Source organism: Proteus sp. fly-1008, assembly GCF_040140305.1.
GTDB classification, from domain to species: Bacteria; Pseudomonadota; Gammaproteobacteria; order Enterobacterales; family Enterobacteriaceae; genus Proteus; species Proteus vulgaris_B.
The window spans coordinates 12,785-33,975 of the sequence record NZ_JBEEWH010000014.1 but is presented as its reverse complement, the minus strand read 5'-3'; the positions used below and the strand labels follow the sequence as shown (position 1 = coordinate 33,975).

At 39.6% G+C, this 21,191-nt stretch carries 17 protein-coding genes and 1 tRNA gene; 2 read left to right on the top strand and 16 right to left on the bottom strand.

Going from position 1 to position 21,191, the window contains the following annotated elements:
* Positions 1-28 precede the first annotated feature (28 nt).
* The 15 genes from ABN256_RS17460 to trxA form a co-directional block, all read right to left on the bottom strand.
* Positions 29-105, bottom strand: a tRNA-Arg gene (locus ABN256_RS17460).
* Between the two features lie 217 nt (positions 106-322).
* Positions 323-1,060, bottom strand: a complete 738-nt coding sequence (gene wecG / locus ABN256_RS17455) for a lipopolysaccharide N-acetylmannosaminouronosyltransferase (RefSeq protein WP_196554227.1) — start codon at positions 1,058-1,060, stop codon at positions 323-325.
* A complete protein-coding gene (gene wzyE, locus ABN256_RS17450; protein WP_072070848.1) occupies positions 1,060-2,424 on the bottom strand; it encodes an ECA oligosaccharide polymerase in 1,365 nt (454 codons plus the stop codon). Before wzyE ends, wecG begins: the two co-directional genes overlap by 1 nt.
* Positions 2,421-3,506, bottom strand: a complete 1,086-nt coding sequence (locus ABN256_RS17445; protein ID WP_196554226.1) for a TDP-N-acetylfucosamine:lipid II N-acetylfucosaminyltransferase — start codon at positions 3,504-3,506, stop codon at positions 2,421-2,423. Before ABN256_RS17445 ends, wzyE begins: the two co-directional genes overlap by 4 nt.
* Complete coding sequence (gene wzxE, locus ABN256_RS17440) at positions 3,503-4,759, bottom strand: lipid III flippase WzxE (protein WP_349439835.1); 1,257 nt, start codon at positions 4,757-4,759, stop codon at positions 3,503-3,505. Before wzxE ends, ABN256_RS17445 begins: the two co-directional genes overlap by 4 nt.
* A gap of 2 nt (positions 4,760-4,761) precedes the next feature.
* Positions 4,762-5,892: a dTDP-4-amino-4,6-dideoxygalactose transaminase gene (gene rffA, locus ABN256_RS17435; protein WP_196554225.1), complete on the bottom strand. Its 1,131-nt coding sequence runs from the start codon at positions 5,890-5,892 to the stop codon at positions 4,762-4,764.
* A 1-nt stretch (position 5,893) separates the two neighbouring features.
* Positions 5,894-6,607: a dTDP-4-amino-4,6-dideoxy-D-galactose acyltransferase gene (gene rffC / locus ABN256_RS17430; RefSeq protein ID WP_196554224.1), complete on the bottom strand. Its 714-nt coding sequence runs from the start codon at positions 6,605-6,607 to the stop codon at positions 5,894-5,896.
* Positions 6,585-7,466 carry a glucose-1-phosphate thymidylyltransferase RfbA gene (gene rfbA, locus ABN256_RS17425; RefSeq protein WP_072064612.1) on the bottom strand — a complete coding sequence of 294 codons (882 nt, stop codon included), beginning with the start codon at positions 7,464-7,466 and terminating at the stop codon, positions 6,585-6,587. The genes rffC and rfbA overlap by 23 nt, the downstream gene beginning before the upstream one ends.
* A 19-nt stretch (positions 7,467-7,485) precedes the next feature.
* Positions 7,486-8,553 carry a dTDP-glucose 4,6-dehydratase gene (gene rffG, locus ABN256_RS17420; protein WP_284551360.1) on the bottom strand — a complete coding sequence of 356 codons (1,068 nt, stop codon included), beginning with the start codon at positions 8,551-8,553 and terminating at the stop codon, positions 7,486-7,488.
* Positions 8,550-9,812: a UDP-N-acetyl-D-mannosamine dehydrogenase gene (gene wecC, locus ABN256_RS17415; RefSeq protein WP_109410126.1), complete on the bottom strand. Its 1,263-nt coding sequence runs from the start codon at positions 9,810-9,812 to the stop codon at positions 8,550-8,552. The genes rffG and wecC overlap by 4 nt, the downstream gene beginning before the upstream one ends.
* Positions 9,809-10,939, bottom strand: a complete 1,131-nt coding sequence (gene wecB / locus ABN256_RS17410; RefSeq protein ID WP_069369918.1) for a non-hydrolyzing UDP-N-acetylglucosamine 2-epimerase — start codon at positions 10,937-10,939, stop codon at positions 9,809-9,811. The genes wecC and wecB overlap by 4 nt, the downstream gene beginning before the upstream one ends.
* A 129-nt stretch (positions 10,940-11,068) precedes the next feature.
* The gene (gene wzzE, locus ABN256_RS17405; RefSeq protein WP_197269988.1) at positions 11,069-12,127 is read right to left on the bottom strand and encodes an ECA polysaccharide chain length modulation protein; all 1,059 of its coding nucleotides are present in this window, start codon (positions 12,125-12,127) and stop codon (positions 11,069-11,071) included.
* Between the two features lie 24 nt (positions 12,128-12,151).
* On the bottom strand, positions 12,152-13,240 hold the full coding sequence (gene wecA / locus ABN256_RS17400) for a UDP-N-acetylglucosamine--undecaprenyl-phosphate N-acetylglucosaminephosphotransferase (RefSeq protein WP_197269670.1): 1,089 nt from the start codon (positions 13,238-13,240) through the stop codon (positions 12,152-12,154).
* Positions 13,241-13,651: 411 nt separating this feature from the next.
* The gene (rho, locus tag ABN256_RS17395; protein WP_036939597.1) at positions 13,652-14,911 is read right to left on the bottom strand and encodes a transcription termination factor Rho; all 1,260 of its coding nucleotides are present in this window, start codon (positions 14,909-14,911) and stop codon (positions 13,652-13,654) included.
* A 567-nt stretch (positions 14,912-15,478) separates the two neighbouring features.
* Positions 15,479-15,805, bottom strand: coding sequence for a thioredoxin TrxA (trxA, locus tag ABN256_RS17390; protein WP_006535838.1), 327 nt, complete (start codon positions 15,803-15,805; stop codon positions 15,479-15,481).
* Between the two features lie 119 nt (positions 15,806-15,924).
* Between trxA and rhlB the strand changes: the two genes are divergently transcribed.
* Both rhlB and gppA read left to right on the top strand, forming a co-directional pair.
* Entirely contained in the window at positions 15,925-17,226 is a 1,302-nt protein-coding gene (rhlB, locus tag ABN256_RS17385) for an ATP-dependent RNA helicase RhlB (RefSeq protein ID WP_196554221.1), read from the top strand.
* 3 nt (positions 17,227-17,229) lie between these two features.
* On the top strand, positions 17,230-18,738 hold the full coding sequence (gene gppA, locus ABN256_RS17380) for a guanosine-5'-triphosphate,3'-diphosphate diphosphatase (protein WP_196554220.1): 1,509 nt from the start codon (positions 17,230-17,232) through the stop codon (positions 18,736-18,738).
* A gap of 73 nt (positions 18,739-18,811) precedes the next feature.
* Here gppA and rep read toward each other — a convergent pair whose 3' ends face one another.
* Complete coding sequence (gene rep, locus ABN256_RS17375; RefSeq protein WP_196554219.1) at positions 18,812-20,836, bottom strand: DNA helicase Rep; 2,025 nt, start codon at positions 20,834-20,836, stop codon at positions 18,812-18,814.
* Between the last annotated feature and the right edge of the window lie 355 nt (positions 20,837-21,191).

The window sequence follows — 21,191 nt, the reverse complement described above, 5'->3', positions numbered from 1 at the left end:
CTTCACCGTAACTCTTAGCACGCTTTAATGGCGCGCCCGACAGGATTCGAACCTGAGACCTCTGCCTCCGGAGGGCAGCGCTCTATCCAGCTGAGCTACGGGCGCTTCACGCCGTTGCGGGAGAGGATAGTACGGATTTACGCACTGTCTGTCTAGTGCTTTTTGAAAAAAAAAGTTTGTTTGACGATAGTTTGTGCATTTCGTCGATAAATGGAGCGTTTTTACACGCTAAGCGCCCCACTAGTATAATAATTAAACAATAAAGATGCTAGATGAAAGTGTGAATAAATCATTTAGCTAACAAATAAACATCCAATGACCATCACAATTTATTGGAATAGTAGTATCCAACAAATTTTAACAACTTAAATTGGCGCTTAATTCGGCTTGGCTGTGATAACAAACGATATAACCATTCTAAGCCAAGGTTCTGCCATGCTTTCGGTGCTCTCTTAACATGACCTGTGAATACGTCATAAGTCCCCCCCACGCCCATATATAATGCATCAGGGTAAACTTCACGGCATGCACGAATAAATAGCTCTTGCTTAGGTGAACCCATAGCAATAGTCACTATCTTCGCACCAGAGGCCTTTATACGCTCAAATAACGCATCTCTATCTTGAGGTGTGAAGTAACCATTTTGGCTCCCCACAATATTCACATTCCATTGTGATTTTAGTTTCTCTTCGGTTTGAGCCAGAATTTCTGGTTTACCACCAACAAGAAAGACTGGCGTTCCTTCTTTACCTGCTCTTTCCATTAATGCTTCCCATAAATCTGCACCCGCAATACGAGAAACATTGGCATCTGGATACTTACGGCGAATACCACGCACAACACTAATACCATCTGCATAAAGATAATCAGCTTCGTTAAGCAATTCATTCAAGGCAGTATCGGTTTCTGCGGTTAGGATTTTTTCTGCATTTATCGCAATCAGAGATCCACTTTTTATTTGTGTTCCTTCATAAAGATAATCCAGAAAATGAGCCATATCTCGAAATCCCCAGATATTATGTCCACGGATTGAATACTTCGGAATTGAATTGGATCCCATTACTTTTCCTTTTTCTCTAAACGAGGTTCACCTTGTATTTGACGAGTCACGTAATTACGCACTAATCCCGCGCTTTCAAATAACCAATAAAGCAGTTTTGCAACAACTAAACATAAACCAAAAACCAGACAGAAAAACACAACACGAGAGACAAATGAATCAACCCCTTCTCGCGCTAAAACAATCATATTAAAAATCGCCCCAAAGCAGAATGCTTGTAAAATAGCGGATTTATAAGGATTGTTTTCATTAAGTCCTTGCTGATACAACCAATCAAACCATTTAATAATTAATCCCACCACGATTGCGCCTAATGGGATAAACACAACGCCCCCCATCACCACTAAAGAACCAATTAAGGTTGGTGAAATCGCAAGGCCTGCATGGTAATCAAGAACTTCCCATGTAAAGTAGTTTGCTGAATTGAGTACCACATCAGGGCGTTCAGGCCACACCCAAGAGGGAATAAAAACATAAAAATCACGAATAATTGGAGCAAGCCCTTGAAACTCAATCTTGTCATAATTATCAAGTAATAATGCTAAATTTTCCCAAGGGGAAAACGTATCACGAGTTAGGTACAAGAAAGTATAGAAAGCCTCAGCCCCACTAACATCAAGCCCATAGCGTTTTAATGCCAGCCAGAACATCCCGACAATACTCATCACACCCGCAGCAACCAGCATCCACAACGTTATCCAACCACGAACAATGCCGATAAATAAAAACAGAGCAAAAGCGATAATGATATTCGCGCGAGTTCCACCCACAATGATATAAGTTAAAATTCCGAAACCAACCGTTGCACACAGGAAGAAAATCCAGCGCTGCTGTGTCGGTTTTAAGAAATAAACCACCAGCATGGCGGGAATAAAAAAGTAGAAAAAGCGCTTAAGCGCAACACCAGATACTTGGCTTGAAAAAATTTGGCTATATGTTTTGAGCTTAAAGAGTAAAAAACCATTTTGTAGGAAGAAAATCCCTACTGTTACAAATGCAATTAATGCCAATAAGATCCAAGTAAGATTGGTTTCTACTCTATTCATCGTAAATAACGACCTAGAAGGGCCGCTAACGGGCTTTCTCAACCTAACCTTATAAGTTACATAATAAATAGCATAGAAGCTGGTAGAAGCTAATAATGCGTATAATAATGAATCAACAGGAACAACTGCCACATCAAATTGGAACACCAACATACAGGTCAGTGGAAAGCCAAAATAGAATGTCAGCAAATAAAGCATTGAGAAAAAAACATTAAAATTAAAACGAACTCGACGAAACTCTTGATAAGTCAGTAATAAAATAAAACTTAAGGAGATAAAATAAACGAGTGTCAAGCCACCCAGTTCCGCCAATGTCATTGGGGTTCTCCTGTACTTATCTCAATCAACTGTTTCCAACCATCAGTAAAATTAGGCGCAAAGAAGGTAATATTTTGGCGATCAAGTATAAGTAATTGACGTTGAGCTTCTTCAATCAGAGCAGCATCTAATTTATCACCTGAGAAAAAGACTGGAACATTCTGTTCTGTTAAATCTTGCCAAAATGGATTTTGACGGCTAATAACAAAAGGGATCGCAAATTGGATAAGTAGACAAAGCGTACCAATGCCTTGCTGGCGATGAAAAATAAAATAGCCTAAATCACATGTCTTTAATAAGGCTAAATAATCATCAAATGCCAGTTTATCACGTAAAATCTCAACCTGATTATCAGGAAGTAACTGATTAACAGCTTGAGATACTTCATCAATATATACGTCATTATTATCAGGATATCCCATTGGGATAATCACTTTTGCACGCGTTCCATATTGTTCTGCTATCGATTGTAATGCTTCAATATGGCGATTTGATCTGTCCCCTGAATTTCCGACAATAATAGTGATTTGTTGTGCATCAATAGATGACTTTTCTGTCACAGTCAGTGCTGGTTCCATTCTTGTTGGGAAATAAAGCAAACTTGCTGGAATATTAACGTTAAACTGCGCGAAGTAATTAAGATCACCTCGTGTGCCGAACACTCGCCCTACTCGTTTTTGTGCTAACTTGCGAAGAAGATAAAATAGTCTAAATTTGAGCTGCTTAGAATCCTGATACAGATCGGCCCCCCAAATATGCCACCAAAACTGATGCCGCTTAATTTTACCTGTCAGTAATGCCAGCCAAATCGGGGCATTAAATTGGCCTAAAAAAAGAAATCGTTGGTGAGTATCAGCCTTTGCCAATGTAATCACTCTCTGGGCAACCTGTTTTTTATCCGATAAACACTCAATGTCTAAAGCTGGGTAGCTTTCTTGTAGTGAAGTATCTTTACTGGCAACGATAAAACGAGGTTTATACGTTAATCCCGCCTCTGTGACGAGGTGGTCGTTAAAAAACCGTAACATTGTGTTGTTATGATGCACAATGTCTGAACCTAGTACGTAAATCAAAGTTGTCATTTGCGCCTGCAATAAATCACGAAAACAGAACTACAGAGAAGGAAGTAAATAATATACGTTGCCATATAGGCTTGAGCTGCACCAAGTGCGCCATGTTCAGGAATAAGCCAACGGGAAAATAGTGTTAGTAAAGCAAATTGACTTACTTCTGTAAGGATATAAAAACGTAATGCCGCTTTTGCAATGACCAAATAGCCAAAGACATAAGCGCCTACTTTTAAAACATCACCAACAAGTTGCCATGCAAATAAATCACGCATAGCGACAAATTTGTCTGAAAACAGTAACCAAATTGCAAAATCACGCAATAACCACACCATAAAACTAGCAACGGCAACTGCAGGAAGTACAAACTTCAGTGATTTTACGATCTCTTTGGTAATGTCACTCTTTTGCGTTAATCGAGAGAGTGTTGGCAACAAATAAACAGAAAAAGAGGCTGTAATAAACTGCAAGTAAGCATCTGAAATGCTAGTTACACCTTGCCAAATACCAACATCATCCCAGCTATAGTGCTCAGCAAGTAGATTACGCATCATAATATAAGCGACTGGCAACGTAATCGATGTCAATATCGCCATAATCGTAAATTTACCAAGATGGCTTGCTATTGCCTTATCCCAACGGGGTTTAAGCTCACTTAACGCAAATCGCTTACGCTTTACTACTAAAAATGTAGCAGGAAATAAAATAAGTGCAGGCACTAATGCAAGTCCAATTAATGCACCGTGATAACCCGCAAATAAATAGCATAAATAATAAGCAATAACACCAATGATACTACCCGTGATAATTGATAATGCATTACCAGCGGCATCACGATACCCCTTTAATATCGCTAGGAAATAATTGCTATACGCTATTCCCATTTGAATAAAAGCAACAGCTCTTACAATATCCTGATATTGATGATAATCATCGCCAAATAACACTTGGCTAATGGGTGCAGAAAAAAGAAGAAATAAAATAGCTAACAGTGTAGAAAACAGCAAAATCATAGATGATGAAGTACCCAACACTTTTTTGCGCTGAATATCATCATCTTGATATTGTGCGATTAATTTCGTTACACCATTAAAAATACCCGCACCAGACAATACGCCAAGTACGGTAATTAATTGACGAAAGTTACCTGCTAATCCCACGCCAGAAGGACCAAAGGAGACAGCGAGTAATTTGACAACAAGCAGACCAGCCCCGATTTTTATCAGGGTTGATCCCGCTGTCCAAATTGATGCTTTGGCTAATGACATAATTAAGCAAAGAAATCGCGAATATGGCCAATAACGATTTGCTGTTCTTCTTCTGTCATATTGTAAAACATAGGTAAACGCACTAAACGTTCACTTTCTTGTGTAGTGAAAATATCTTCACCATCAAAACGACCAAATTTCATACCTGCTGGGCTGGTATGCAATGACACATAGTGGAAGACAGTTAAAACATCGTGCGCTTTCATATAATCATTAAACGCAGTACGTTGCTCGATATTGTTCAGTTTGATATAGAACATATGCGCATTGTGTTCTAATCCTTCAGGAACGATTGGAAGCGCTAATAAGCCTTTCTCTGCTAATGGTGTCAATGCATCATAATAAATCTGCCAAAACGCTAAGCGACGTTCATTAATTCTTTCAGCTTCTTCAAGCTGTGCCCATAAATATGCAGCTTGTAAATCTGACATTAAGTAACTAGAACCAATATCACGCCAAGTGTATTTATCGACTTGTCCACGGAAAAATTGGCTACGATTAGTGCCTTTTTCGCGGATAACTTCTGCACGATTGATTAAGTCAGGATCGTTAATGAGCGTTGCACCACCTTCACCACCTGATGAATAGTTTTTAGTTTCATGGAAGCTATAGCAACCAATATGACCAATAGTGCCCAATGCCTTACCTTTGTAAGTTGACATGACACCTTGTGCTGCATCTTCGATAACAAATAGATTATGTCTTTTCGCAATAGCCATAATCGTGTCCATTTCACACGCAACACCCGCATAATGAACAGGCACGATAGCTCGAGTTTTGTCTGTAATTGCCGCTTCAATTTTTGTTTCATCGATATTCATGGTATCTGGACGAATATCAACAAAAACAATGGTTGCCCCACGTAATACAAACGCATTAGAGGTCGAAACAAAGGTAAAACTCGGCATAATGACTTCATCGCCAGGCTTGATATCTAATAAGATAGCGGCCATTTCAAGCGATGCAGTACAAGATGGCGTTAACAGCGTTTTATGACAATGAAATTGTTCTTCTAACCACTTTTCACATTTTTTTGTGAAATTGCCATCACCACATAGCTTGCCACTTTCCATGGCTTGTTTCATATATTCTAATTCGGTGCCGACAACGGGTGGTTTATTAAACGGAATCATATTATCCCCTGTATAACCAATAAGTGGTGCTCTCTATTAAGCCCCCACTGTGTGTGTATAAACGCGAAGCTGCAATATTGCTGATTTGTGTTGCAACATATAGGGTTGAAATACCTTGCTGTTGACACCAAAACTTCGCGGCCGACATCAGTTGTTTACCAATGCCTTGTCCTGTTCTATTGGGCATTACTGCAAGTAACCCCACTCTTGCTTCACTTTCAGATAGACGACGTAAAGTGACAAAACCACTCATGTTATTTTCAATATCATAAGTTAGTAAGCAAATATCATCGAACGTGCCTAGTACGGCTTTTTTAACCCATAATGCGTAAAAACGACTGCTGTCGCCTTCTTGATACCAAGGTGCTCGAAAACGGCTTTGAACAAAAGCCTCTGATGCCGTTTTCATCAGTAAATTAATATCAGCATCATTGGCCTTTCTAAAATATAATTCGGGCGCTTTCTTACAAGCATTTTCTATGCCAATTGGCAGTTTAAAATCAATTTCACCTTCCGCAAATTGAAAACCTAATTGACTGAGTTTATCGATGAGTGAAAGCTCATGAGATGCGACTTTAGCTTGAACCAGAGCAAATGCATCAAGCTGTTTGTCTATTAATGCAGGCGCTTGAGTATCAAACTCAAGACGCCCTGTTTTGAGTGAGAAAAATTCACTTTCCCACTCAAGATAATTAATATTGGCGAGGACGGACATGTAATAAATCCAATAGATAGCGACCATAACCCGTTTTAGACAGTGATTTTGCACTTTCTCTTACTTGGTCATCATTGAGCCATCCATTACGCCAAGCAATCTCTTCAAGACACGCCACTTTAAATCCTTGGCGCTTTTCAACGGTTTGAACGAAAGTACTAGCCTCAATTAAACTGTCGTGAGTGCCGGTATCTAACCATGCAAAACCACGCCCTAACAGTTCAACATTAAGCTCGCCACACTCAAGATACATCTGATTAATAGACGTAATTTCTAGTTCACCACGAATAGAGGGTTTTACTTTTTTAGCAAAATCAACCACACGGTTATCGTAGAAGTAAAGCCCTGTTACAGCCCAATTAGATTTCGGTTGTTCCGGCTTTTCTTCAATCGACAGCACTTTAAAATCATCATCAAATTCAACAACACCAAATCGTTCAGGATCCATGACTTGATAACCAAAAACTGTCGCTCCCCGTTCACGTTGAGCAACTTGTTTTAGTTTTGGACTAAAGCCTTGACCAAAATAGATATTATCGCCTAGCACTAAACAGCAATGATCATCACCAATAAATTCTTCACCTAAAATAAACGCTTGAGCTAAACCATCTGGCGATGGCTGTATTTTATATTGAAGATGAACACCAAATGCAGAACCATCACCTAATAAACGTTGGAATGAGGTCATGTCATCGGGTGTTGTAATGATCAAAATATCTCGAATACCAGCAAGCATCAGAACTGAAAGCGGATAATAGATCATGGGCTTATCGTAGATAGGCAATAACTGCTTCGATACCCCTTTGGTTATCGGATGTAGTCGTGTACCAGAGCCACCCGCTAGAATAATACCTTTCATCATTTATCCTTTTACTTAATCAGTTTCCAAGCCCTAAACGTTCACCTGCGTAAGAGCCATCAAGTACACGTTTCCACCATGTTTCGTTATTTAAGTACCACAAAACAGTTTTACGAATACCTGATTCAAATGTCTCTTCGGGCTTCCAACCTAATTCAGCTTCAATTTTCGCAGCATCAATGGCATAACGCAGATCATGACCAGGTCTATCTTTTACATATGTAATTAAATCAGCGTATTGAGAAACACCTTCCGGTTTTGCTGGATATAACTCTTCTAATAGCGCACAAATTGTTTTAACAACATCAATATTACGGCGCTCATTATGACCACCAATATTGTAGGTTTTACCCGGTGTTGCTGTTGTTGCGACTAAATAGAGTGCTCGAGCATGATCTTCAACATAGAGCCAATCACGAATTTGCTCACCTTTTCCATAGACAGGTAATGGCTTTCCTGAAATCGCATTTAAAATAATTAAAGGGATCAATTTTTCAGGGAAGTGATAAGGACCGTAGTTATTTGAACAGTTTGTGATCACCGTAGGTAAACCGTAAGTCCGTAACCATGCACGTACTAAATGGTCACTTGATGCTTTAGATGCAGAATAAGGGCTACTTGGGGCATAAGGTGTGGTTTCAGTAAAGAAATCATCTGTACCTTCTAGATCGCCATACACTTCATCTGTTGAAATATGGTGAAAACGAAATGCCGCTTTCTTATCTTCAGAGAGTACTTGCCAATAATGGCGAGCCGCTTCTAGTAATGTGTAAGTACCAACAATATTGGTCTCAATGAATGCCGCAGGGCCATCAATAGAACGGTCAACATGACTTTCAGCCGCTAAATGCATCACAACATTTGGTTGATATTGAGAAAATAAGCGGTCAAGCTCTGCTCTATCACAGATATCAACTTGCTCAAACGCATAGCGTTCGCTGTTAGCTACTGTCGCTAATGACTCTAAATTACCGGCATAAGTCAGCTTATCCACCACAACAACGCTGTCATTGGTGTTTTCAATAATATGTCGAACAACAGCAGAGCCGATAAAACCGGCTCCACCTGTAACTAGAATGCGTTTCAACGCCATACTCCTTTAGTATCTACAATCCATTTTTGAGTGACTTTACTACCAGGGATCGCTTTAAATTGCTGATGATCAACGAGCATTAAGACAATATCCGCATCTTTTAATGCTTGCTCAGTTGACACTAACTCCGTGATCCCTTTCAGTTTGGTTGGTAACTCATGAATATTAGGTTCAACAGCCCATGTTGTACCGCTGTGCCAATCTGCCACTTGTTTGGTGATGTTCATGGCTGGGCTTTCACGTAAATCATCAATGTTAGGTTTAAAGGCTAAACCAAAGCAGGCTATTTTAATTTCATTAGCGCGTTTACCCGTTTCAGTCAGACAATCCGCAACCGCTGCTTTCACTTGATCAATAACCCACACTGGTTTGCCATCATTGACTAAACGCGCAGTGTGAATTAAACGAGATTGCTTTGGATTTTGTGACACGATAAACCAAGGATCAACTGCAATACAGTGTCCACCAACGCCAGGGCCTGGTTGTAAAATATTGACGCGTGGATGGCGGTTCGCCAAGCTAATTAGCTCCCACACATTGATATCTTGGTCAGCGCAGATCAGTGATAATTCGTTAGCAAATGCAATATTAACATCACGGAAGCTATTTTCTGTTAGCTTACACATTTCTGCGGTACGCGCATTGGTGATAACACATTCACCCTCAAGGAAAATTTTGTATAGCTCACTCGCACGTTCGGAAGATTTACGGTTCATCCCACCAACAACTCGGTCATTGCGAATAAGCTCAATCATAACCTGACCAGGTAATACACGCTCAGGACAATAAGCAATATCAATATCTGCTTCTTCACCGTCTTGATGAGGGAAGGTTAAATCTGGACGAGCTTCAGCTAACCACTGTGCCATTTGTTCAGTAGAACCAACAGGTGACGTCGATTCTAGGATAATAAGGTCGCCTTTTTTCAGTACAGGTGCAATAGAGCGAGCTGCCGATTCAACATAAGCCAAATCAGGCTCATGTTCACCTTTAAAAGGTGTTGGTACCGCAATAAGGAAAGCATCTGCTGGCTGTGGGGTGGTGTAGGCTTTTAAGTGCCCCTCTTCAACGGCTTGTTTAACAACTTTATCAAGATCAGGTTCAACAATGTGAATTTGACCTTTATTAATTGTATCAACTGCATGCTGATTAACATCAACACCGATGACGCTTTTTTTACGAGAGGCAAAAGCTGCCGCTGTAGGTAAACCAATGTAGCCGAGGCCGATAACAGAAATAGTTTCAAAACTCATAATGTCACCTGATTTTTTTTCAATGCTTCAAGAATACGTTGGCAGGCATGTCCATCACCATAAGGGTTTGTCGCCTTACTCATTTGGTGATATGCGTTTTCGTCTGTCAATAAAGAGGTTACTTCGCTAACAATACGTTTGGTATCGGTTCCCACCAAACGAACAGAACCCGCTTCAACCGCTTCTGGACGTTCTGTGGTATCACGCATGACAAGAACAGGTTTACCTAATGAAGGCGCTTCTTCTTGAATGCCACCAGAGTCAGTCAAAATAAGGTAAGCATGGTTCATTAGATAAACAAATGGGAGATAATCTTGTGGTTGTATTAGTTTAATGTTGTCAATGCCGTGAAGAATACGTTGAACAGGCTCACTCACATTTGGGTTTAAGTGAACAGGATAGACAACTTCAACATCAGGATGTGCTAAGGCGATTTCAGCTAATGCTTGGCAAATACGTTCGAAACCACCACCAAAGCTTTCGCGACGATGTCCCGTCACAAGGATCATTTTTTTATCTGGCTGAATAAAAGGATAGTTTACAGCGAGTTCATTTAAGAGTGTTTGATTGCCCATCACTCTATCACTCACCCAAAACAGTGCATCAATAACAGTATTTCCAGTAACAAAAATATTTTTATCTGCAACCGCTTCTCGTACCAGATTTAATTTTGCTGTCTCTGTTGGTGCGAAATGATACATGGCAAGATGCCCTGCAATGGTACGGTTGGCTTCTTCTGGCCATGGTGAATAAAGATTGCCTGTACGCAATCCTGCTTCCACATGGCCAACTGGAATGCGTTGATAAAAAGCGGCTAAACTTGCTGCCATGGTTGTCGTTGTATCACCATGCACCAAAACAACATCAGGTTGGAATGATGCTAATACCGGTTTTAACCCTTCTAAAATACGACAGGTAATATCCGTTAAATCTTGTCCTGGTTTCATAATATTGAGATCGTAATCTGGTTTGATCTCAAAAAGATTTAATACCTGATCAAGCATTTCTCGATGTTGGGCCGTAACACATACCTTCGCTTCAAACGAATCATCATTTGCTAAAGCGTGCACTAAAGGTGCCATTTTTATCGCTTCAGGGCGTGTGCCAAAAACAGTCAACACTTTCACAGTGGCTCTCTTTTTTTCGTTGTTATATCGCTTATTTTTGGGAAAGCAATATGCCCTTATACTCAATACATCAGGTGCCGAAACACCTGATGTCTCGTTATTGTCATCAATGACAAAATTTAATAGTTATTATTTTTTTAATGAGCTACGTCTTACTAATGCAACACCTGCGCCTGCTAATACCCCAATTGCCCCCCAAAGTACCATCATAAAGGCACGGCGAGGACTATCACGTTTTACAGGATCTTCAGGAGTACGTAAGAAACGGTAAGTTTGGAAGTTATCTTGCAATTTTGCTCCCACAGTGAGGGTCGCTAACATTGCTGTATTTTGATCATAATCACTATCAAAATCAGCACCTGTCGCCACTAAAGTTTCTAGTTGCGATTGCAATAGAGGAACACCTAGCAGGAATAATTTAGAGTCAGGCAACTCATCAATCGCAATAGATGTCTGTTTTTGAGAAATACCTTGTTTCTCAGCAACTTTTATTGATTGCTCTAATAAGTTAATTTGACGTTGGTAAGCCGCTTGAGCCGCCATTTCTTGGCGTTTAACTAACGCTTTCATTGACTGTGTTCTTGTTGCCCATGCAGTTATCACTTCTTCATTAAGATGAGTAGACGCTCTTTTATTAGCGAAAGCGATATACTCATTTAATAATTGGCTCGCCTCTTTCGATGATTCTGCAATGAGTCTTAATTGATCATTAATCAATTTTTTCTCATCAGAAGGCGTAAATTGAATATTATTAATTAACTCATCCAATAACGCTGCATTAGCTTGCTCATCGTTTTCTTTGCGTTGCTTGAAATAATCCGTTTGTAGCCAAAACTCGCGACGAGTATCAAAAGCAGCAATTTGAGTAACAAACTCTTGATAAGCTTCATCAGGGATACTTAAAGCTGGGGTTTGTGCTGATGGATTAATTTGTGTATCAAGATTACGTAAAAACTGAGATTGCGAATAATAACTGCCTAAGTTATTTATCGTTGGTTTCTCTGTCATTGCAATTGCACTCCATTTAGGTTGCATCAAATATGATGCCCCAAGTGCAATCACAGCAAAAAGCAGAGCGAACCCTATAATCCAGCTTTTTCCTGACCAAAGCGCACAACAAAGACCTCGGATATCGAGTTCGTTATCTGGCTGATTACCCTGTCGGGAAGCGTTATTTTCCGAGTTCATCACGTTAAAAGACCTCTGCTTATATTAATGCTGTTGTGTTGCTCTACGTAAGCGACGCTTATGTCGTTTAATAAAACGAGCGACCCGCCACGCGCGTTTAATGCAATAACCATACATAACAAATGCAAGCAAGAATAATGCCAACATGAACCATTCAGGGACAAATGATAGGTTTTGACCGATAATACCAATCGCGGCTAAAAGTGCAGCAGCCACCGTTATTAAAATAAAGGCTTGGCGAGAGGTAAAACCCGCACGCATAATCAAATGATGAATATGTTGACGGTCTGGTGAGAAAGGGCTCATCCCTTTACGTAAACGGCGGTACATAATTGCCACCATATCCATAAGAGGAATAGCAATTATCCATAATGCAGTGACTGCTTTTACAGGACGAGGCTGAGTCTGTGTTGATGCAACTAATAGCCAAATGATAGTAAACCCGATCAGGGTACTACCAGCATCCCCCATAAAGACCTTGAATTTTTTACCGCAGACCCCTAGGTTCAAAAGGATATAAGGCAAAATTGCAGCAATAAATGAGAAACACCAGAATGCGAGCGCAGAATTACCACTTTGATATAACAAAATACCTAACGCGCCAAAAGAAACACAAGAAAGACCACCTAATAACCCATCAATACCATCAACCATATTGAAAGCATTAATTGCAGCCCAAACGGCAAAAAGTGTCACAATGTAACCAAAAGGCCCTAAATGCATTTCCCAAGGACCAAAAGCATGACCAAGTGTGTCCAGTTTTAATCCTGCCCCCACCATCATCACGATCCCAACAAATGCTTGGATAGTTGCTCTTATTTTGACACTAATATCAAAGCGATCATCTAACGCACCGATAAAAACAAGAAGTCCCGCACATGCCAGATATAATTCCTTATGAGGAATGTAGATATCTGAAATATAAAATGCGAAAACAATACCAAAATAGACTGAAATCCCGCCCACAAGAGGGATCAATCCATGATGTTTTTTACGATAATTTGGTTTATCCACGAGTCCTATTTTTTTTGCAATTTTACGAGCAAAGAATAAAAATGCGAAAGAAAATAAGAACACATAAAAAACGCTTGTGCTCATTTTTAGTATATCCACAGTACTGTTCTCTATAATAAATATAGCTGGTTATTTTACCCTTCCATGTGTTTTTATTCTTTTTTCCAGCTCCACCACGACGAGTTTCTTCAAAACCCACCACCCTTCATCAATTATAAGTTTTCCTTAACTATTTTTTATTGATGCCATCGCTATTTTTATCAATTACTAAAACATGCAATATATATACCAACTTCTCGCTAAAATATTGCACTCAAAATTTAATTACACCCATAAAAAATAAAAACAAAAAACGCCACAATAGTGTGGCGTTTTTATCATATCGTCATTCTAACAAAGTAAACGAGCTTAACAGCATATAAATTGAGGGGATATTACTTATTCTGTAACAGAGCACACTCTTTTAATATTTTAATGTTGTTATTAGCTCAGCCGCTTTGTTAATAAATCTTATGAGCGTTTCATAAAGTCAAAGAACTCTTCATTTGTCTTCGTCATCGCTAATTTATTAATGAGGAATTCCATCGCGTCGATTTCACCCATAGGATGAATAATCTTACGCAGGATCCACATTTTTTGTAGCTCATCTTGGGTCGTCAGCAATTCTTCTTTACGTGTACCAGAACGATTATAATCGATCGCTGGGAAAACACGTTTTTCAGCAATTTTACGAGACAGGTGCAATTCCATATTACCTGTACCTTTAAATTCTTCGTAGATAACTTCGTCCATTTTAGAACCAGTATCAACGAGCGCTGTTGCAATGATAGTTAAACTACCACCTTCTTCAACATTACGAGCCGCACCGAAGAAACGTTTAGGGCGATGCAATGCGTTTGCATCCACACCACCAGTTAACACTTTACCTGACGAAGGTACAACAGTGTTATAAGCACGCGCTAAACGAGTAATAGAGTCTAACAAGATGATAACGTCTTTTTTATGCTCAACTAAGCGTTTTGCTTTTTCAATGACCATCTCTGCAACTTGTACGTGGCGAGAAGCTGGTTCATCAAAGGTAGAGGCGATAACTTCACCTTTTACCAAGCGTTGCATCTCAGTTACTTCTTCTGGACGTTCATCAATCAGAAGTACCATCAATACGCAATCAGGGTAATTATGAGCAATATTTGCTGCAATATTTTGCAGCAACATTGTTTTACCTGCCTTTGGTGGAGCAACAATAAGACCACGTTGGCCACGGCCGATTGGTGCGGCTAAGTCAAGAACACGCGCAGTTAAGTCTTCTGTTGAACCATTACCACGTTCCATGCGTAAACGATTATTAGCATGTAAAGGTGTTAAGTTTTCAAAGAGGATTTTACTGCGGGCATTTTCTGGTTTATCAAAGTTAACTTCATTAACTTTTAGGAGGGCAAAATAACGTTCACCTTCTTTAGGAGGACGGATTTTCCCTGCGATGGTGTCACCAGTGCGAAGGTTAAAACGGCGAATTTGACTTGGAGAAACATAGATATCATCGGGACCAGCAAGGTAGGAACTGTCTGCGGAACGTAGGAAGCCGAAGCCATCCTGCAATATTTCCAGCACACCGTCACCGAAAATATCTTCTCCACTTTTCGCGTGTTGCTTCAAGATAGAGAAAATAATGTCTTGCTTTCTCATTCGAGCCAGGTTCTCTAGCCCCATATTTTCGCCAAGTGCTATCAGTTCTGATACCGGCGTATTTTTTAATTCGGTAAGATTCATAATGGTGGGTTCTTAATAACTCGGGGTAACTCTCGAACTATGAACGTGAATAGTATAACAGCGAATCGCTGTCAGTTTCGTCATGTGTAAAATTACAGATTATAACTTTCTAACATAAGGGTATAACTAAAATGATAATGTTAGAGAGTATTAATACTATTAGACCAGTCTGCTTTATACCCAGAGAAGTGACATTCATTGTCTTAATGCTATGAGTGTACTTTCAACTTATGGGTTAGGAACATACTTGGAAAAATTTATATTCCCTGAATACTATAGATTATTCTAAGGCAACTTGACTGGTTAGATGAATTCAGATTACTTATATTAAATATCATATTAGATTAAATATCATATCATGTTATTCAATTCTATTACTTTGCACGCTTGATATTCAATATCTCAGACTTATTTAATCATGTCTAATCATATTGACAAGAAGATCCGATATATTATGTAAGTAAGTGGCGCTAACTTATCATGCTTCGAAGCGGACGTCTAGCGGTCAATAACAGAAATACTGACAAGGTCTAAACGTCCTACTTTATTTTTGATATCTAAATCAAATTAGATATTTTCGTCTAAAAACTCTTTTAGTTGAGTTTTTGACAACGCACCTACTTTAGTCGCTGCAACTGCACCATTTTTGAATAAAATCAGTGTAGGAATGCCACGAATACCGTATTTTGGTGCTGTTAGTGGGTTTTGATCGATGTTTAGCTTCGCAACTGTTAATTTACCAGCGTATTCTGTTGCAACTTCATCTAGAATAGGAGCAATCATTTTACATGGGCCACACCATTCAGCCCAGAAATCAACGAGCACGGGGCCGGTTGCATTTAATACATCAGCATCGAATTTGCTGTCAGATAAGTGAAGGATTTTATCGCTCATTGTTCTACTCCAAAGAATAATATTGACCGTACCAGTGTAACATTAAATAACAAAAGTCTGTCTGCATTTCAGCGGATAAACTTTTGTAATGCAACCCATAACTGATATTCTATTACATTATGAGCAAAACATATTTGACAGAAAAGAAGTTTTCCGACTTCGCCTTGCATCCAAAAGTGATAGAAGCCCTTGAGAAAAAAGGGTTCTCTAATTGTACACAAATTCAGGCATTGACGTTACCTATCACTGTGAAAGGTCAAGACATTGCCGGGCAAGCCCAAACAGGAACAGGCAAAACGTTGGCGTTTTTAACCTCAACGTTTCATTATCTTTTAACGCACCCTGCAAAAGAAGGGCATGAAGCGAACCAACCTCGTGCTCTTATTATGGCACCAACACGCGAATTAGCCGTGCAGATTTATTCTGATGCTAAAGAGCTTGCACAAAGCACAGGGATTAAGATGGGTCTCGCCTATGGTGGCGACGGCTATGATGAACAACTAAAAGTATTAAGTAATGGTGTCGATATTGTTATTGGCACAACTGGGCGCTTAATTGACTATGTTAAGCAAGGTCATATTAATCTTAGCGCAATTCAAGTTGTAGTACTTGATGAAGCGGACAGAATGTACGATCTCGGCTTTATTAAAGATATTCGTTGGATCTTCCGCCGTATGCCAGTTGCGACTGAGCGTATGAATATGTTGTTCTCTGCAACACTATCTTACCGTGTAAGAGAACTTGCCTTTGAACAAATGAATAACCCTGAATACGTTGAAGTTGAACCTGAACAAAAAACAGGTTTTAGTATAAAAGAAGAGCTTTTTTATCCTTCAAATGAAGAGAAAATGCGCCTTCTTCAAACGTTAATCGAAGAAGAATGGCCTGATCGCTGTATCATTTTCGCCAATACAAAACATCGTTGTGACGACATTTGGGCACACCTTGCCGCAGATGGACACCGCGTTGGTTTATTAACAGGTGATGTTCCTCAGAAAAAACGTCTGCGTATTTTAGAAGATTTTACCCAAGGTAATATTGATATTCTGGTTGCCACCGACGTTGCTGCTAGAGGTCTTCATATTCCATCTGTAACACATGTTTTTAACTATGATTTACCTGATGATTGTGAAGACTATGTTCACCGCATTGGTAGAACTGGACGTGCGGGTAATAGTGGTAATTCAATCAGTCTTGCGTGTGAAGAATATGCCCTAAATTTACCTGCAATTGAGACCTATATTCAACATGCTATTCCTGTGAGTAAATATAATAGTGATGCGTTATTGACAGATCTTCCTGAGCCTAAACGCCGTCACCGCCCTCGCCAAAATCAGCCTCGTCGCAATAATGCGCCGTCGCGAAACCGAGGAAATAATACTCAACGTAACAACCGAAATAAACGCCCGAGTCATCCATAAATTATGCTGAAATCTTCATCACTTTATGCTGCTATTGATTTAGGTTCTAACAGTTTTCATATGTTAGTCGTTCGAGAAATTGCGGGTTCAATACAAGTACTTTCCCGTGTGAAACGTAAAGTTCGACTCGCTGCGGGCCTAAACAGTGAAAATGAATTGTCAGAACAGGCAATGGAACGCGGTTGGCAATGTTTACGACTGTTTTCTGAATATCTACGTGATATTCCAGCAGAACAAATCAAAGTCGTCGCAACAGCCACATTACGTATTGCTAAAAATGCAGATATTTTTGTCGCTAAAGCCTCTGAAATTCTGGGTAATACGGTTCATGTCATTAGTGGTGAGGAGGAAGCACGCCTTATCTACCGTGGTGTTGCACATACCACAGGTGGTGCAGAACAACGTTTAGTGGTGGATATTGGTGGTGGAAGCACTGAGTTAGTGACAGGTACCGGCGCTAAAACGACGCAATTGATGAGCCTAAGTATGGGTTGCGTGACTTGGTTAGAGCGCTATTTTACTGATCGCACTCTCACTCAAGAAAATTTTGCCAAAGCACAAGATGCAGCGAAAGCTATACTCGCCCCTGTTGCAGAGAAATTACTTCAACAAGGCTGGCAAGTCTGCGTAGGTGCATCTGGTACTGTTCAAGCTCTGCAAGAGATCATGATTGCGCAAGGAATGGACGAATTAATTACCTTGCCTAAGTTGGAACGGCTTAAACATAAAGCTATTGAATGTGGAAAGTTGGAAGAGTTGGAAATTGAAGGGCTCACTTTTGAACGAGCCTTAGTGTTTCCAAGTGGACTTGCTATTTTGATCGCCATATTTGAAACCTTGCACATTAAAAATATGATCCTTGCGGGAGGCGCATTAAGAGAAGGACTAGTCTATGGCATGTTGCACTTACCTATTGAGCAAGATATTCGCCAACGCACCCTTCGCAATATCCAACGTCGTTTTCAAATTGAAATTGAGCAAGCACACCGCGTACAACAACTGGCTGAACACTTTTTTATTCAAGTCAGTAAAAGTTGGCAGTTAGATAATCGTTGTCGTGAATTACTTAATAGTGCCTGTGCATTACATGAAATTGGGCTCAGTGTTGATTTTCGTCAAGCACCGTCACATGCAAGCTATCTACTTTCTCATCTTGATTTACCTGGATACACACCAGCACAACGACGTTTATTAGCATCGTTATTAAGAAATCAAATGGGAATTATCGATCTTGCCCCTCTTAATCATCAAAATGCATTGCCGATAAATCAAGCCTATCAATTAGTGCGTCTACTGCGATTAGCTATTATTTTTGCTAGCCGTCGCCGCGATGACACACTTCCCGCATTGCGATTACGTACTGAGGGTGAAACACTCATTATTACCCTGCCTTATCAGTGGCTTAATGAGCACCCATTACGGGCTGAAAATCTCCAAGAAGAGATCCAACTACAGAGTTATGTGCATTGGTCTTTAATGATTGAAGAACAAAATAGCTCTCGTATAAGTTAACTTTTTACTTATACAAAAATAAAAACCCCTTGTACATTTATATGACAAGGGGTTAATTTTAATAACTAATAAATTATTCAGATTTATGTTTTGCTAGCATTGCTCTTAATCCCGCCACACCCTTTTGCCCTTTTTCTTGCTTCTCTTCTGCACTTAACGCTTTCTTTTTATTAGTATCCCAATTTAAATCATCTTGAGGTAATTCATACAGAAAACGACTTGGATCTGGTCGAATTAATTCGCCATATTGACGTCTTTCTTTGCATAATGTAAACGTGAGTGTTTTTTGTGCACGAGTAATGCCCACATAAGCAAGGCGTCGCTCTTCTTCAACATTATCTTCATCAATACTGCTTTGATGTGGCAATATACCTTCTTCCATTCCCACTAAAAAAACATGTGGAAATTCAAGACCTTTAGAGGCATGCAATGTCATTAACTGAACCTGATCTAGCTCTTCTTCTGTTTCACCGCGCTCCATCATATCGCGCAGAGTAAAGCGGTTAACCACTTGAGAAAGAGTCATAGGTTCATGTAATTCATTGCCTTCTAGCATTTCACTCATCCATGAGAATAGCTGATTAATATTTTTCATCCTCATTTCTGCAGCTTTTGCACTACTTGAGGTTTCATATAACCAACTTTCATAATCCATTTCATGCAATAAATCGCGCACAGCCAGCAGTGGCTCTCGTTCCGATTTTTGCACTATACGTGACATCCATTGTGAGAATGCTTGTAATGAATTTAAACCTCGTCCAGTTAGCGTTTGGCTTAACCCTAAATCAAAACAGGCATTGTATAAGCTTTTATCTCGAATTTTTGCCCATTCACCTAATTTTTGGATTGTTATTGGTCCAATTTCACGACGAGGTTTATTCACAATACGTAAAAATGCCGCATCATCATCAGGATTAGTAATGACTCGCAAATAAGCAAGAATATCTTTTATTTCCTCTCGTGAGAAAAAGGAGGTTTCCCCTGAAATACGATAAGGAATGCGATTTTGCATCAGATATTTTTCAAAAACACGAGACTGATGGTTACCACGATAAAGTATCGCGTAATCTTTATAATTCGTTTTATTAATAAAATGGTGGGCAATTAATTCACCCGCTACACGCTCTGCTTCATGCTCTTCATTATTTGCCGTTAAAACTCGCAGTTCATCACCATAACCTAATTCAGAAAATAATCGTTTTTCAAAAACATGAGGGTTATTTTCAATCAATATATTCGCTGATTTTAAAATGCGCCCTGAAGATCGATAATTTTGCTCAAGTTTGATTACATTGAGTTGTGGAAAGTCTTTTTGTAACAACACGAGATTTTGAGGGCGAGCACCACGCCATGAATAAATGGATTGATCATCATCACCTACAACGGTAAAACGAGCCCTTTCGCCTACCAACCACTTTACCAATTCATATTGGCTTGTATTGGTATCTTGATATTCATCCACCAACAAATAGCGGATACGTCTTTGCCAGCGCTCTCTGACTTCTTCATTTGTGCGCAATAATAGGGTTGGTCGGCTAATTAAGTCATCAAAGTCGAGCACATTACAGCTACGCAGATGTTGTTCATAACGTCGAAAGCATTCGGCAAAAGTATGGTCTTGTTGCGATCTCGCCATTCCAATTGCTTGTTCTGGCGTGAGCATATCGTTTTTCCAGTTAGAGATTTGGCTCTTTAACTGAGAAAGTAAATCTTTATCTTCTTCTAATAAATCTACTGTTAATTCTTTGAGTAGTGCAGACTGGTCTTGATCGTCAAATAATGAAAATTTAGCTTTAATCCCTAACGCTTTATATTCGCGTTTAATAATTTCCAATCCCAATGTATGGAACGTTGAGATCATCAATCCCTTCGCTTCTTGGCGCCCTAATGTTTGAGCAACACGCTCTTTCATTTCACGCGCAGCTTTATTGGTAAAAGTAACCGCCGCAATCTGTTTTGCGGGATATTGGCATTGACGAATAAGGTGTGCAATTTTATTAGTAATAACCCGTGTTTTACCCGACCCTGCGCCAGCCAAGACCAAACAAGGACCTGACACATATTCAACTGCTTTTTGCTGACCGGGATTTAATCGCATACTTTTTCCAAACTTCATTAACCAAGAACATAACGGGGGATAATTGTAGCAGAAACCAGCCAAAGTCTTGAGTATTCCCCCTTTCAATTTTCCTTAAACTATAAAAACGAAAAACCGTACTCCATGAAGAAATACGGTTTCAATAAAATTTAATCTTTATTTTCTGCTTATTTTTCTAAGCTATTTACGTGAGAAGAAGGCGGCAAAGGAGGTTATCCCAAGGAGCATACATCAGTATGTGACTTGGGTAACCGAGTGTAGCCAACGCACTTATCGCGTAAATAACGACGAAAAATCAATCAGTATGTGCCTTGGGTAACAGAGCGAAGCCAACGCACTTATCGCGTAAAGAGTG